At 56.2% G+C, this 15,203-nt stretch carries 9 protein-coding genes; 2 read left to right on the forward strand and 7 right to left on the reverse strand.

The window, feature by feature from the left end; translation table 11 throughout:
- The coding region (locus DSL70_RS10635; RefSeq protein ID WP_119307925.1) for a DUF5801 repeats-in-toxin domain-containing protein at positions 1-3,007 on the forward strand (3,007 nt) is incomplete at its 5' end.
- 289 nt (positions 3,008-3,296) lie between these two features.
- A complete protein-coding gene (locus DSL70_RS10640; RefSeq protein WP_119307926.1) occupies positions 3,297-5,402 on the forward strand; it encodes an FAD-dependent oxidoreductase in 2,106 nt (701 codons plus the stop codon).
- 6 nt (positions 5,403-5,408) lie between these two features.
- Here DSL70_RS10640 and DSL70_RS10645 read toward each other — a convergent pair whose 3' ends face one another.
- From DSL70_RS10645 to DSL70_RS10675, 7 genes are all read right to left on the reverse strand, one after another.
- On the reverse strand, positions 5,409-6,434 hold the full coding sequence (locus DSL70_RS10645; RefSeq protein WP_119307927.1) for a LacI family DNA-binding transcriptional regulator: 1,026 nt from the start codon (positions 6,432-6,434) through the stop codon (positions 5,409-5,411).
- A gap of 397 nt (positions 6,435-6,831) precedes the next feature.
- A complete protein-coding gene (locus DSL70_RS10650; RefSeq protein ID WP_119307928.1) occupies positions 6,832-8,139 on the reverse strand; it encodes a TRAP transporter large permease in 1,308 nt (435 codons plus the stop codon).
- A 6-nt stretch (positions 8,140-8,145) separates the two neighbouring features.
- Complete coding sequence (locus DSL70_RS10655; protein ID WP_119307929.1) at positions 8,146-8,667, reverse strand: TRAP transporter small permease; 522 nt, start codon at positions 8,665-8,667, stop codon at positions 8,146-8,148.
- A gap of 94 nt (positions 8,668-8,761) precedes the next feature.
- Complete coding sequence (locus tag DSL70_RS10660) at positions 8,762-9,724, reverse strand: TRAP transporter substrate-binding protein (RefSeq protein WP_119307930.1); 963 nt, start codon at positions 9,722-9,724, stop codon at positions 8,762-8,764.
- 443 nt (positions 9,725-10,167) lie between these two features.
- Positions 10,168-11,484, reverse strand: coding sequence for an HlyD family type I secretion periplasmic adaptor subunit (locus DSL70_RS10665; RefSeq protein ID WP_119307931.1), 1,317 nt, complete (start codon positions 11,482-11,484; stop codon positions 10,168-10,170).
- Between the two features lie 3 nt (positions 11,485-11,487).
- Positions 11,488-13,272 (reverse strand): type I secretion system permease/ATPase, encoded by a 1,785-nt coding sequence (locus DSL70_RS10670; protein ID WP_119307932.1) that lies wholly within the window; start codon positions 13,270-13,272, stop codon positions 11,488-11,490.
- Between the two features lie 33 nt (positions 13,273-13,305).
- Positions 13,306-14,928, reverse strand: coding sequence for a polysaccharide lyase family 7 protein (locus DSL70_RS10675; protein ID WP_119307933.1), 1,623 nt, complete (start codon positions 14,926-14,928; stop codon positions 13,306-13,308).
- Positions 14,929-15,203 lie beyond the last annotated feature (275 nt).

The raw sequence follows: 15,203 nt of genomic DNA on the forward strand, positions 1-15,203 counted from the left end.
CACCTTCGAGGATGACGGTCCATCCATCACCCGCAATGCCACCGCCGTCCCGACCCTGGTCACCGACGACAGCGCCCTGGCCTCCGGCAATCTGGATACCGGCGCCGAGCAGACAACCGACAGCGCCTCCTTTGCGGCCCTGTTCGACAGCGTCTTTGGCGCCGATGGCGGCAAGGATGATGACGATGATGGCGTCGCCGACAGTGATGCCGTCCGCTATCAGATGGCCATCTCGACCTCCGCATCCGGTCTCGTCGACAGCCTCACAGGCGAAGCGGTCACCCTCAGCATCAATGCCGCTGGGACCCTCATCACCGGCGCATCCGCAACCGGTGGCACCGTCTTCACCATCAGCCTCGATCCCGACACCGGCACCATAACCCAGACCCAGATCCGCGCCGTCGAGCATGACGACCCGGCCGATCCGTCCGAGGCAACCGCACCATCCGTCCTCTCCGGCGTCTCCATCACATTGACCGCCACCGTCGAGGATGGCGATGGCGATACCCAGTCGGCATCAACCGACATCGCAGCCGCCTTCACCTTCGAGGATGACGGTCCATCCATCACGATCTCGCTCAACCAGCTGGCACCGCTTGCCACTGACGAGTCGGTGGGCGAAGACGACGGTCTAGTCAACTTCGCGGCTCCTGACGATGAAGACGGGGAAACCGATCCGTTTGGCCTCCGTCCAACCATGATTGGCTATGCACTACTGGTCGCCAGTGCCATTACCACGTCCTCCAGCTATGGCGCTGACGGATCAGATGGCAATGCTCCGGACCTGACGCTGACCGCCTCTGATGGCAGCGGCCTGAACGGGACGGCAACCGGCCTGACCGATTCGGCCACGGGCAGAGCCATTCATCTGTTCACAGAACTTGATGGCTCGATCACCGGCCGCGTTGCGAACGGCGATGGCACAGCCAACGCATCGGGCGTGATTGCCTTCGTGGTCGGGTTCGACCTCTCCGGCAACATCGTTCTTGTGCAGTATAGCGCGCTCCATCACCCGGATTCTTCCAACCCGGATGACTTTGTTTCTCTGACAAACATCTTCGTAACGGCAAGCATCACTGATGGCGATGGTGACTCGGCTTCGTCAACCACCGCCAGCGCTCTTGACATCGTCTTTGAAGATGATGGCCCGGCAGCGATCCAGACAGAAAATGCCTACCTGCTCAACTCGTCTGGAGCGACCTTCACAGGGGATCTCGATCTCGACGTCAACATTGACGACAATATCGGTCAGGATCAGCTCGGCTCTATCACCTTTGCATCGGGCATGAACGGTGCCAACAGTGGCTTCACCTCGGGAGGGGCTCCGATCTACTACACGCTGATCAACGGGTCCCAGACGCTGATCGCCTACACCGGAGCAACGGTTCCGACCACAATCGCATCGGCTGGCGTGGTATTCTATGTCACGCTCAACACCGACGGAGCTTTGGCATCAGCCAGCGATACCTACAGCGTCACGATGGTGGGCACGGTCGATGGTGGCGCAACGGAGATTTCCTTCACGGACGGAGGATATGATCCTGCTGGCGGCAACCTCGACTGGAACGGTTTTGTTCCAACCGGCGATGTGCTCACAGTTCCGAAGAAAGCAGGAGACCCGCAACCGGTCGACAACAACAGCTCGGATCTACTGATCACACCGGTAGCAACCAATCCTGCGACCCCGAGCTACCCGTATTATACGACCATCAACAACACCGCGAATGGCTTTGGCACCGGCGGTGGTGGCGGCGGTCAGAATATTGGCTCTGGCGAAGGCATCAGGCTTGATTTCGTCACCGATCTGGTTGGCAATCCTGCCAGTACGGCCGGCGACTACACCACAACGACCAACCAGGATCATATGTATGACGGCCACTATGGTGTGAATGGTGCATTTGTTTCCTTCGGTTCCATCGGAACGTCGTCAACAGTTCGCTTCTACACAAAGATTGATGACGACAGCGATCTTCCTGCGGCCATAGGGACCTTTCCGACTGTTGGCGATGGTGCAAACGAGCCCATCCTGAGTATCACGGTCAGCCACATGACCAACAGTCTGACAACACCGCCGACCTACACCACGATGACATTCTATCGTTCGGGCGGGGATCTGACCGGTGTTCTGATCGGAACCCAGAGTTACGACATCACCTGGAATGGTGATGGCTCAGTTGATGTAGCCGGCTTGTCTTCTCCGTCGGTCAGCGGCACCTCCTATGGAGACAATGTCTCGATCAATACGGCAAGCAATTACAACAGTCTGGAAGTCCATTATGTTTCCGGGGACGCGTTCGTGCTGTCCGAATTCGGCGCCACGGCCATCGATCCCGGTGCAGCAGTCGACATCCAGCTGGATCTGAGCCTCACGGATTCTGATGGCGACATCTTCGATGGAACACTCAATCTGTCCATGTTGCCACCGGATCCATTGACCACAGCCAACTTTACGGCGAGTGCTTCGACCACATACATCCTCGGCACAGAACAGCACGCAATCGGTTCGTATTTCGACGACACGATCACGGGTAATGCCGGAGATAACGTGATCGCTGGACTCGACGGCATCGACACACTCTTCGGCTTGGCTGGGGATGATGTCCTTGATGGCGGATATGGCGATGACATACTCGACGGCGGTCTTGATGATGACCTTCTGATCGGCGGTGCCGGTGAAGACACGATGACTGGCGGTGACGGAGCCGATACCTTCGTTATCGACCTTGATAGTCTGGATGCGTCGATTACCGATCTCATCACCGACTACGACAAGGCCGAAGGGGATGTCGTGGATCTGTCTGCGGTACTGGAAGCGCTCGGCACGCCGCCAATTGACGCAGCCGGAGCCGACGCCGTGGTCGATCTTGCCTATGACGGCGGCAGCAATACGACTGCGGTCATCGTCGACTACAATGGAACCGATGTGGAAGTCGCAACGCTGAATGATGCGCACGCGACGATCTCCATCCTCTTCAATGATACCGATGCTCCGACGGATGTTTCATAACTCCGCCAGCATCACCAAGGCCAAATAAGTGAGAACGGGGAGGTTCCTGACATCAGGAACCTCCCCGATGCTGTATCTATGGGCCGCTACAACATTGGACATCTCCCCGGGGTCGCCCCATGGCATGGATCACCCGGCCGAAGCCGGGCGCATTCTGCTTGAAATCCATTACTCACCATCACCAAAACACCACGTATTCTTCCGTATTTGACACACCAACACAGCTATGTGATTAATCGATTAATCTGGCAAGATGAGCCAGTGCTGGAATCGAATGCAAGGAGCAGTCATGCCTGATCGGAAATCCGCACCAAACGCCCCCCTCACCCCGCGGGTCCTTCAGGCGCTAACCCGCGTACCGATGCCGCGCGGATACCAAACCCGACAGGCAGATCGAGTCGAAGATATCGATGGCTACAGAATGCCCGTCTTCCGCTGTCAGTCGCTGGTGCTGGGATCCGGAGCCGCAGGCCTGCGCACCGCCTGCGAGCTGAAACGCCGCGACCGCGATGTCATGGTGGCGACCGGTGGCATGTATATGGGCACATCGGCCTGTTCGGGCTCCGACAAGCAGACCATCCACACCGCCTCCACTAGCCGCAATGGCGACAATTTCGAACAGCTCGCAAAGGATCTTGCCGCAGGGGGCTGCATGGACGAAGACATTGCCTATGTGGAGGCAGTCGGGTCCATCAATGCCATGGCCGGGCTGCAGTATATGGGGCTGGATCTGCCCGAGGATCAGTTCGGCGCGATCCTGCGCTATCAGACAGACCATGACGACTATGGCCGCGCAACGAGCTGCGGGCCGCGAACATCCCGCCTGATGGTCAAGGTACTTCTGGAAGAGGCCATCCGCCTTGGCATCCCGTTCCTGACCAGCGCCACAGGGATCAGAATTCTCACCGCAGGAACCGACGGGAACAGACACATCACCGGCCTCGTGGTCGCCACCAAAGACTTTGAACACAACCCCTTCGGACTTGCAGTGATCGAATGTGACGAGCTGGTGATTGCCTCCGGCGCACCGGGCGAGATGTATCGCGACAGCGTTTATCCCAAGAAGTGCTTCGGTTCTCTGGGCATGGCCCTTGAAGCCGGGGTTGCGCTTTCCAACCTCACCGAGAGCCAGTTCGGCATCGGCTCCCCGAGAGAAACCTTTCCGTGGAACCTGTCTGGCACCTATGTTCAGGTCATGCCCCATGTCTTTTCCCGCGATGCAGCCGGACGCGAGCATAATTTCCTTTCCGATTACTACCGTACCACGCGGGAAATGGTCTCCAACGTCTTTCGCAAAGGCTATCAATGGCCGTTTCACGCAGGCCGCATGATGGACTTCGGCTCATCGCTGGTGGACATTGCCGTCCATCTGGAAATCAGGAAAGGCCGGGAGGTCTTTCTAGACTTCCTGCGCAATCCGTTGCCGGTGGAAGGGGGGGCGCCATTCAGCCTTGATGATCTGGATAACGATGTCCGGGCCTATCTGGAGAATAACGATGCGTTGGCAGAGTTGCCCATCGACCGACTGGCGAGAATGAACCCTCTGGCAATCGAACTTTACCGCATGAACGGCATCGATCTGACCCGCGAGCCTCTCAGGATGGCCATCAACAACCAGCATATGAACGGCGGGATCGATATCGACCGCTGGGGTGCAACCAATCTTGATGGGGTCTACGCGGTTGGGGAAGCAGCAAGCAGCCACGGGGTCACCCGACCAGGTGGGTCGGCTCTGAATGCGGGTCAGGTGTTTGGCCTGCGGATCGCCAAACATGTGGCACACAGGCGCCGGTCTCATGCAGACACCATTGATCTTTCCGATGTCTCCGCCTTGTTCAGGGAACTGGAACAGGCAAAGGCGGGCTCCTTGTCCATCGCGGCTGTGAAACAGACCATTCAGGCCCGGATGAGCGACAGCGCCGGTTTTGTGGTTGATGGCGCTGATGTGAAGGCAGCCTATGGCGAGGCGCTGGGCCTCATTGAAGCCATCCAGAGATCCGGCCTCCAGCTCAGAAGCGACAAAAGGGTGGCGGACTATTTTGTCTGGAAACAATTGGCCCTCACCTCGGCGGCGGTACTTGCCGCCCTTGATCACTATATCGCCAATGGTGGCGGCAGTCGCGGCGCACGCGTCATCCGGGACCCGTCATCTCCCCTTGTCCCACAAATCAGCTCAGGAGCCCTCTCAGACTTCGCTTACCGCCCTGAACAGGACTGCGACAAGAACCGGAAGATCATTGTGACCTTCGACGGAAAAGTGCTTTCCTGCCAAGAACGCCCGATCCGCACGCGCGACGCCAGCCCCGTCTATTTCGAGAAGGGATGGGGCGCCTTCCTCAGGGAGGAAATATTCGAAACCCGGGACGACGACAGACAAATCGAACCCGCCATCTGACACCGGCTAGCCAGCAAAGGCAAATGTGGACTGCCGCTCGATCAGCTTCGGTTCCAGCCGAACGGTGCGGTGCTTGCCCGTGTCCCCGTTGATCCGCGAAATGATGAGCTCTGCTGCAATCTTGCCGACGGAACGGGAATAGGTCTCGACGCTCGTCAACGGAGGATTCCAGATGTTAGCCTCCGGCAGGTTGTCGCATCCAATTAGCGAAAGGTCCTCGCCAATCACTCGCCCCCGGGACAGGAAGCCCGCAGTGGCCCCCATGGCAACGATGTCGTTGTGACAGAAAACGGCTGTAAAGGGCGCTTCGGTTTCGCTCAGTTCAACAGCAGCTTCGCGACCGAAATTACGACTTTGCGGCCCCTGCTTGACGACGATGGAGTGGTCTGGAATATCCGCCTTGTGCAGTGTATCCACGAACCCCTTGACGCGCAACCGACCGGTCGAGGAGCTTTCCAGACCACCGATCACGGCGAACTGCGAATGCGCATCCCTGAGAAACTGTTTTGCTGCCAGTTCGCCACAGCGGTAGTCATCAACGCCGACAAAATCAAAATCCGCATTCTCGATTTCACGGACAAAGGTGACAACCGGAATTTCGTGCGCGAAAGTTCGCTCCAGATCATCCACTTCCGTGTTGGCGCTTGGCGAGACGATGATTCCGGCCACCCCGTGTGCAATGACTTCGGCGAGCAGAGTGGATTGACGCTCCTTGTCTTCACCGATGTTGGCAATGATCGGCAAATATCCCTCATTGGACAGGGCCGCCTCGAAACTTGCCGAAAATTCGCCGTAGAACGGGTTGGCAATATCCTGAACGAGAACACCTACCAGACGCGACCGGCCCGTGCGTAGCTTGGCTGCGGTATAATCGCGCACAAACCCCAGCTCTTCCATTGCCTGTTTCACCTTGACCCGGGTCATTTCAGACACGCGCCCAGTACCATTCATGGTATTGGAAACAGTAGCGGTGGAAACCCCCGCCCGCTTGGCAATATCCGAGACTGTCACTTTCTGGCGATTCTTTGCCATGCTCTTCCTGTGTCTTCAAAGGTCAATGCAGACCGACCAAGCCGGATCCGCGCCCCTAGTCTCCACCAAATCCTCAAAAGAGACCATCGGTATAGTGATGTGCTCTCAAAATTTCTCCCGTCAGGCAAGTAGATTCTTTTAACCAAAATCAGCAAGACAGGCCATTCTTACTCATTTTCCCGAATTTCCGCCGCCATCGGGGTTATCAAGCGCGCCCGTCCAGACCAGATCTACGAGATCGCCAGAAGCCGAAAAGGGTGCACGGGGCTCATCACCCCTTGCACCCTACGCGGCGAGAACAACACCCGCCAGACCAAGGCGGAGCAGTTCCGCACAAAGCCAAATCAGATGGAGGCTCATCGCGCCTGACATGACGGATCAGGCGCGATGGCAGCAATCAGTTGATCAGCCCGAACATCCTCGGCAGGAAAAGGCTCAGCCATGGCACATAGGTGATGAACATCAGCGTGACGATCAGCACGGCACAGAAAGGCAGGATCGCCCGGATCACGCTTTCTATTTTCGCGCCGCTGACACTACAGCCAACGAACAGGGCCGTGCCAACCGGCGGCGTTGCAATCCCGATGCACAGGTTGAAGACGATCATCATGGCAAAGTGGATCGGATGCATGCCGAGCTGCACCGCAATCGGCATGAAAATCGGCGTGAAGATCAGCAGCGCCGGTGTCAGGTCCATGAACATCCCGATGACCAACAGGATGATGTTCATCATGATGAAAATGACGATCGGATTGTCAGAGACCGACAGCATCCAGTCGCTGATCATGCCCGGCAGTCCGGTGAAGGCCATGGCCCATGACATGATCGAAGACGCTCCAACAAGGAACAGCATGATCCCGGTGATTTCTGCCGTCTCCTTGCAGATGGTCCACATGTCGGACAGGGACAACGACCGATAGCAAAGAGAGAGGCCGAAGGAATAGAGGACCGCGATGCACGCGCCTTCCGTTGCCGTGAAAACGCCGCCGATAATGCCACCGATCACCACGACGATGAGGCCAAGGCTCGGAATGGCCTGCCAGACCACCTGCAGGGCTACCTGCAAGCTCGGGCAGCTGTCGGCATGATTGCCATAGCCACGCTTGCGAGCAATGACATAGGCAACAATCATGCAGCTGAGGCCCATCAGGATGCCGGGAATGTAACCCGCAACGAACAGGGCAGCCACCGAGGTGCCACCGCTGACGACCGAGAACACGATGAGCGAGTTGCTCGGCGGGATCAGCAGGCCCGAGGGACAGGAGGCGACATTCACTGCCGTCGCAAAGGACTTGTCATAGCCATCCTTCTCGAACTCCGGGGCAACGGTCTTGCCGACGGCAGCGGCTGCAGCCACCGCCGAGCCTGATACGGCACCAAACAGCATGTTTGACAGGATATTGACATGGGCGATGGAGCCCGGCATGTGCCCAACCATGAGCTTGGCGAAATTGACCAGTCTTGCAGCAATGCCGCCGGAATTCATGATGTTGCCGGCCAGTACGAAAAACGGGATCGCCAGCAGACTGAAACTGTCCACGCCAGTCACGAGCTTCTGCCCTGCGGTGACACTCGCCACCTGCACTGGCAGCACCATGAACATCACCAGCAGCGAAGACAGGGCGATGGCAACGGCAATGGGGACGCTAAGCGCGATCATCAAGGAAAAAAGACAAAGGAGCCAGGCTCCGACAGAGATATCCATGGCTGCTTATTTCTCCCCGGAAGACTTGGTGTTGAGGGCATCCGCGTCATTGTGCGGAAAGAGCAGATCGATGGTGTTGAGCACCACATAAATGCAGATCAGGAAGGCAGAGAGCGGCAGAATGCCATAGACATAGCCCATGGGAATGCGCAGCGCCGGAGAGATCTGGAACATGGTCCGCCCCATGAGTGCAATCCCGCCGTTGATCATTGCCAGATAGGCAAAGGCGACAACGAGAATGCCGATCACGATCTGCAAGGCGGCATGCATCTTCGGCGAGAGGCTATCCGATAGCAGCGTGATCGCCAGATGGCCGTTTTTGCCAAACAGGAATGACGCCCCCAACAGACCCAGCCAGATCATCATGAAACGCGCAATCTCATCGGTGAATGTGCTCGGGTTGTTGAGTATGTATCGGCTGAAAACCTGCCATGATACGGCAGCTACGAGGAGTATGATGATGACTCCACAAAAACTCAGTAGCAACTGATCAAGGCATGCTCTGAACTTTCTTAGGAACGCAAGCATTGGCCACCTTGTTTCTTACTTTTGTGAGATGTTCGGCGCCACTGACCACGCCTTGGGAAGACGATCTTGTCATTGGCGCCGGTTGGGTCAAAGATCAGTGAAGGTCCTGAATGCGGCGGACATAATCGCCAAGCTTGGGATCGTTCAGAGCATCATCAATCATCGGTTTGACAGCCTCGCGGAAGGACGCCTTGTCGACGTCATAGAACTGAACGCCAATCTCCTTGGCTTTCTCGACATTGGCCGCTTCATTGGATGCCCACAACTCGATTTCCTTGTCGAGGGCTTCAAGAGAGGCATCACGCAGAATCCCCTGCTCTGCTTCGCTGAGAGAATCCCAGGTCGCTTCGGAAATCAGGATGATGTCAGGCGTCATGGTGTGCTCGTCCTTGGAGAAGTGTTTGGCCACTTCGGCGTGACGGGCCTCGACAAGGCTGGAGATGCTGTTTTCGGCGGCATCCATGATCCCCTGCTGCAGGCCGGTGTAAATCTCGGTCCACGGCATCGGCGTTGCGTTACCGCCCAGCAGTTCGATCATGCGCATGGAGGTCTGGGATTCCGGTACGCGGATCTTCAGGCCTTTCAGATCTGCGGGGGTATAGAATGGCTTGTGACCATAGAAGCTGCGCGCACCGGAATCGAGGAGCGAAAGGCCGATGAATCCCTTGCCCTTGCTTTCCTGCATCAGGTCCCATGCAACATCGCTGCGCATGAAGGCACGCTGGTGGTCGGTATCGCGGAAGAGGAACGGCAAGCCCATGACCTTCAGGGTCGGTTCAAAGGATTCGGCCAGCGATCCATTGATCTTTGCCATATCCAGTGCACCATTGATGACCTGCTCGGCCTGATCCCGCTCGGAACCGAGCTGGGCATTCGGAAAGATCTGAACGGTCAGCTCGCCGTTCGACTTCTCTTTGACGAGGTCGGCAAAGACCTGCATCCCCTGGTGCTGGGCATTGTCCGTAGACATTGCATGGCCAAGCGTCAGGTTGCGGGCCTGAGCTGAAGTAAGGGCCACAAGGCTGGAGGCCACAAAAGCCAGAATCAACTTGTTCATTTTTCACTCCCGTTATCGCCATGTCCGTTCAGATTTCCCGAAGACCCAAGTTCGTTTCCTCTCATCCGGGGACATCGTGATCAGGCATATGGCTTAGAATTGTTTTTCCATGCGCGAATGACTGTTGGTTTGGCCGACCATCTTGTCAGAAAATGGAGAAAATCGCTTTCCCAATCGGCCAGATCAACCCGTGAAATCCGTTGCACATCCCTATGATTAAACGATTAATCAAAGAAATCGTAGATGTGGAAAATACCTATCCGCATATCCTTGGGGAAATTCCCTCAAAAACCCACCGCACAACAGACAGAGAACGCCCGAGATTTGCACGAAGGCAACCTTGGAAAATGCCGACACGTTCAGCATTCACACCAACAAAAAGGACACAGGGGAAAATACGGGAAAGGAAGCAATCAAACGGGCAGTCCCTCGCCCAAACGGTCTCAAGACCTGAAGGAACGTTGCATGCTCTTGGTGACCGGTTCAAACACCATCTGGAAAAATGTCCGGGAGCCCGTTTCCAGAAACGCCTCGACTGGCATGCCGGGGACCAGATCCGGCAGCCTTGTCGATTGTTCGGGCAACAGCTCCAGACGCACGACGAAATAGGGGCGCTGCGTGCGCTGGTTCATCCGCCTGTCCGGTGAAATGAAGACGACATGTCCGTCAGCCGCCGGAAATTCTGTTGGATCAAATGCACTCAGCGACAATCTGGCCTTCTGCCCCACCCTCACCTGATCGATGTCCGCGGGGCGCACCTCTACCTCGATCTGCAGGCGTTTCTGATCCGGCACAATTTCTACCAGTGGCTGATAGGCAGCGATGGCGCTGCCGATGGTGTTGACATGCAGCTTGTCGATGGTGCCGCTTGCTGGCGCTTCCAGAGCCACCCTGTCGACGACCTTCCGCGCCGCCTGCAACTCATTGGCCAGGGCCAGCTTTTCCGAGCGCAGCTCAGCCAATTCCCGCGACACAGCTTCATTGAACTGATCAACGAGCTGGTTCAGGCGCTGATCAATCTCCGACATCTGGATGGGCAGGGATTCCGTTTGCGTTTTCAGCTTCCGATAGTCGGTTTCGACCTCGGCGAACTCTTTCTGCGTGTTCTGGTAGGCCACCTTGCTGACGACCCCCTTCTTCATCAGGGTCTCTCGCATCTTCACCTGCTCTTGCAGGATCTTGCGCCAGTCATCCAGCGCCTTGAGTTCGGCTTGGGACCCGGCAAGTTGCTGCTTGAGAATGGATTGCTGCTCCAACAGGACCGATCGCTCACGCTGCTTCAGGCGCTGGCGCGTGTTGAACTGCTTTTCCTGATCTTGCGCAAGCCGATTAAAGGAGGCAAAAGGCGTGGCTTGCTTCAGATTTTCAGGCAGACTGGCAATAGCGAAGTCCTCATGCCGCTCCTCGGCCTCAAGGCGCAGCTCCTTGATCGCGATATAGGCCATGCGCGTTTCAAGCTTGGCCAACTCGGCCTTCTTCTCGCTATCTTCGATGGTCAGCAGCAACTGCCCCTCTTCCACATGCTGGCCTTCCTCGACCGAAATGCTCCGCACCACGCCACCACGTTCATGGGCAACCACCTGCGTACGCCCTTCTTTCGTGATCGTGCCCCTTGCGATCACTGCCCCCTCAAGAGGCGCATATCCCGCCCAGACACAGAACACACCAAAGAAGAGAAAGATCATCACGCCACCGACAACCTTCAGCGACCTGAAGGCACTAAGAGTCTGGATCTCCTTTTCATAGTCGATCACGCTCATCGGTCAGCCTTGTTCCTTTCCGAATGGCAGGCTCCGGTCCGAACCGGATTGGCCTCCTGCCACCGTTTTGGATTTGTCCTCAATGGCTCTCGTCTTGCCGTCGGCTTCTCTTGGCATCATCAGGGCTTCTCTGGGGCCGAAACGGACAACGGTTCCATTGTCCACGATCAGAACCTTGTCGGCAGAATTGACCAGATGCATGCGCTGGGTCACAAAAAGCACCGTTTTGCCGCCAGCGCGAGCATTCGCAATAGCAGCAACCAAAGCCCGTTCCCCCTCTTTGTCCAGATGGGCATCCGGTTCATCAAGAAGCAGGATTTGCGGATCACCAAAGAAGGCCCGAGCCAGATTGATCCGCTGCTTCTGACCTCCGGACAAGTTGAAGGAAACCGTGTCCAGATTGGTGTTGTAGCCTTGGGGCAGGCTGCCGATAAACTCATGTGCTCCGGCATTGAGAGCGGCATTGACGATGTCTTTGTCACTGGCTTCTAGACTGAAGCGGGAAATATTCTCGGCCACCGTGCCATGGAAAAAATCACTTTCCTGCCCGGCATATCCGATTTCAGCGCCCAGCTGATCAGGGTCCCATTGCGCCAGTTCAAAGCCATCGATGGAAACCTTGCCGACGCTGGGCCGGATGATCGAGGCCAGAACGCGCATCAGGGTGCTCTTGCCTGCCCCGCTGGAGCCGACGATGGCCACAACCTCTCCGGGGGCAACCTCAAAAGAGATACCCCTCAGCAAGGCCTTGTCGGCTGTGACGCCCGGGGGAACAAAGCTGACATTGTCACAACGCAGATAGCCCCGGATCTCCGGCAAAGTGAGGGGGGCAGGCGTGTTGCCTGTCTGATGTGTGCCCTTGAACCAGTTCCTGAGGCGACCATTGGCCACGCTCGCCGCCGTCATCTGTTTGTAACTGCCGACGAATTGTTCAATCGGCAACAGGGCACGACCCGAGATGATGCTGGACGCAAAGATCAGACCAGCAGAAAGATGTTCGGACATGACCAGATAGGCCGAGCAGCCCAGTATCATGATCTGGATGGCCTGTCTGGCAAAGCGGACAAGGCCGAAGAAAATGCCGTTGACGACAGAGAGTTCGTTGGAAGAATAGACCGCATCTACGATGTTGCGCTGCCAACGGTTCAATTGCGCGCTCCCCATCCCCATTGCGCAGACATCATCAAGATGGCGCAGGATTTCGGAGCTCTTCACCGAGGACTGCTTATACAGGCGTGATGTATTATACTGGTGCCTCCACGCCATCAGTTCATTGCCTAGGGCGAGCAGAAGCAGGATCAGCGCACCAAGACTGGCAACGGCGCCAATCCATGGATGAACGAAGAAAAGAATGGCCAGGAATATCGGCACGAATGGCAAGTCGAGAACGCTGAACACACCGCGCCCCGAGAGATATTGCCGGACGGTCGTCACGTCATTGAGCAACGATGCCAGTCGGGTGCGATCAACTTCGCGGTTCTTGACCCCATGCTCGAGCAGAGCGGACTTCGTTCGCAGCTCGTAATGCACGCTCATCTTCTGGGCCACAGTGCGACGCAGGACCTCCAGAATGCTGAAAAGGGCTATGCAAAACAGGATCAAAAGAGTGAGATACAGCAGCGTATCCAGCCCATCGCTGGGCAGAACCCGATCATAGATCTGAGACAGATAGATCGGCATGGCCAGCAAGAGAAGGTTGGCTGCGATCGAGAAGACCAGCAGCCAAACTCCGAAGCGAAGGACAATATCAACCCCGACCGGATTGTTTTCTGAAGCTGATATCGTCACAGTCACCTACTTGTTTGTTGGCGTCTCTCTACACTAGAGACTGAAGTCGCTCGCCATCAGATGGTCAGACGTTCTGATGTCGACTGCGAAATCAGCTACACCATCGCCATCTATGTCGCCCAAGATTGTCTGAATGCTGCCGTCCACTTCGGTGCGCAGTTCGCCTGCTTCTCCCGAAAAGGCGTCTTCGCCAATAAAGGAAAAGGCCTGATTGCCCGAAACGGTGCTGTTGGCATCGATGGCGCTGAGATCAACGATGTCACCTTCAGAGATATCGAAATCCTTGAACAGATCACGACCGCTCAGATCAACGGTGCTATCGTCAATGGATTCCAGAACGAACGTGTCAGCCCCGGACGAGCCAAGAATCGTGTCCGCCCCTTTTCCGCCAACCAGAACATCATCACCAGCATGGCCAAAGAGCCGGTCGTTGCCATCGCCACCCCAAAGACTGTCGTTCCCTGCACCACCGCGCAGATCGTCCTTGCCGGCCCCGCCATCAAGGATGTCATTACCCCCGTCGCCGATGAGACGGTCGTTGCCATCATCGCCATGCAGAGCATCATTGCCAGCCCCGCCATAGAGCTTGTCAGCACCCTGACCACCATAAACGGCATCGTTGCCATCATCACCGAACAGCCGGTCATCATCATTCCCGCCGTAGATGGTGTCATTCCCGGAACCGCCGAAGATCTTGTCGTCCCCATTGCCACCGAGCAGCGTGTCATTTCCGTCTTCACCTATGATGCGATCGCGCCCATCAAGGCCCGAGATCTTGTCATCGCCACTTGTGCCATAGAGGCGATCATTGGCGTCATCTCCCGAGATCACATTGAGATGGTCTTGCCCGTCTCCAGAGCCGCCTCCATCGTTACCATCCGGATTGGATGGGGTATCTCCACCACCAGCGACAGGGCCGACATCAACAAGCCCGTCATATCCCTGACCAGCGGTGTGGGAATAGTCCAGTCCATAAAAGGAAACCTGCCCCGTGCCCGAGCCCATGGCTTCATTGAGCTGCAGATAGCAGCCCGCCTTGAAGTTGAGCGGTTCGTTGGTCCAGTGATCGGTGATGGAGGTCTCCGAGGTATAGACATCCCCATCGGCATAGATGACCACTTTGATCTGGTCGCCATGAACCTCGATCTGATAGGAGAAATTCTCTCCCTTGCTGATGGACGGCTCGTTTCCGTCCGCGTTCGCAAACGTGAATTTCAGCGTCTTGTCATCGGGACCACTGTGTTCGCTGTAATAGTAGACAGAGCCATTGTCCCAATAAAGACGCACGAGTTCGTCAACCGTTCCGCGAACCTGACCGATGACGATCTTGCCATCCTGGCCGTTATCCCAGACCGGAGCCTCATCAATGCGCAAGGTTGCGGTCATTGTGCCGCCCTCGCTCAGATACCAGGCGGCACTGTCATTGCCGTCTTTTTCGCGCAATTCGGTGCGGGCATAACGAGCGTTGCCAGTTGTGGCTCCGTCAACGCTCGCGGTCATCACCATGGCACCATCTTTGGCGTCATAGAAATATTCACTTTCATACCCATCCAGATTGCTTATGGTCTTGGCTCTTCCATCTGTGCCGCCATAGGCGTCAACGGGCAGGTTCAGTTTCCAGGCAGATAAGTCAAAATTGTCGGAATTCGTGGTCATCGTCTTTCCTCAGCTCTTTCGTTTTTGACTGGCTCACACCATGTCAAAAAACCCAAGTTTTGGTCTGAAAAGCGATCTGGAATTCTTCGTATTCCCTTGGGAGATTTAGATAATTCCATCTAAAAAGATCAGAATCATCTAAAGAGACTCGCAATTCACTCACCAACTTGGACGAAAGTATCGAAAGAATATGGTTAAAAAATTGTTAATCATCAATATAGTCCAATTTAATCCCCATGATTTAAATCAATAATTACGTGCACAAATTTTAGTCA

This window comes from Cohaesibacter haloalkalitolerans (assembly GCF_003574655.1).
Lineage (GTDB): Bacteria > Pseudomonadota > Alphaproteobacteria > Rhizobiales > Cohaesibacteraceae > Cohaesibacter > Cohaesibacter haloalkalitolerans.

Excerpts from the sequence above, each read along its gene's own strand:
- DSL70_RS10640 (WP_119307926.1), top strand. The coding sequence starts at position 3,297 with ATGCCTGATCGGAAATCCGCACCAAACGCCCCCCTCACCCCGCGGGTC.
- DSL70_RS10645 (WP_119307927.1), bottom strand. The coding sequence starts at position 6,434 with ATGGCAAAGAATCGCCAGAAAGTGACAGTCTCGGATATTGCCAAGCGG.
- DSL70_RS10650 (WP_119307928.1), bottom strand. The coding sequence starts at position 8,139 with ATGGATATCTCTGTCGGAGCCTGGCTCCTTTGTCTTTTTTCCTTGATG.
- DSL70_RS10655 (WP_119307929.1), bottom strand. The coding sequence starts at position 8,667 with ATGCTTGCGTTCCTAAGAAAGTTCAGAGCATGCCTTGATCAGTTGCTA.
- DSL70_RS10660 (WP_119307930.1), bottom strand. The coding sequence starts at position 9,724 with ATGAACAAGTTGATTCTGGCTTTTGTGGCCTCCAGCCTTGTGGCCCTT.
- DSL70_RS10665 (WP_119307931.1), bottom strand. The coding sequence starts at position 11,484 with ATGAGCGTGATCGACTATGAAAAGGAGATCCAGACTCTTAGTGCCTTC.
- DSL70_RS10675 (WP_119307933.1), bottom strand. The coding sequence starts at position 14,928 with ATGACCACGAATTCCGACAATTTTGACTTATCTGCCTGGAAACTGAAC.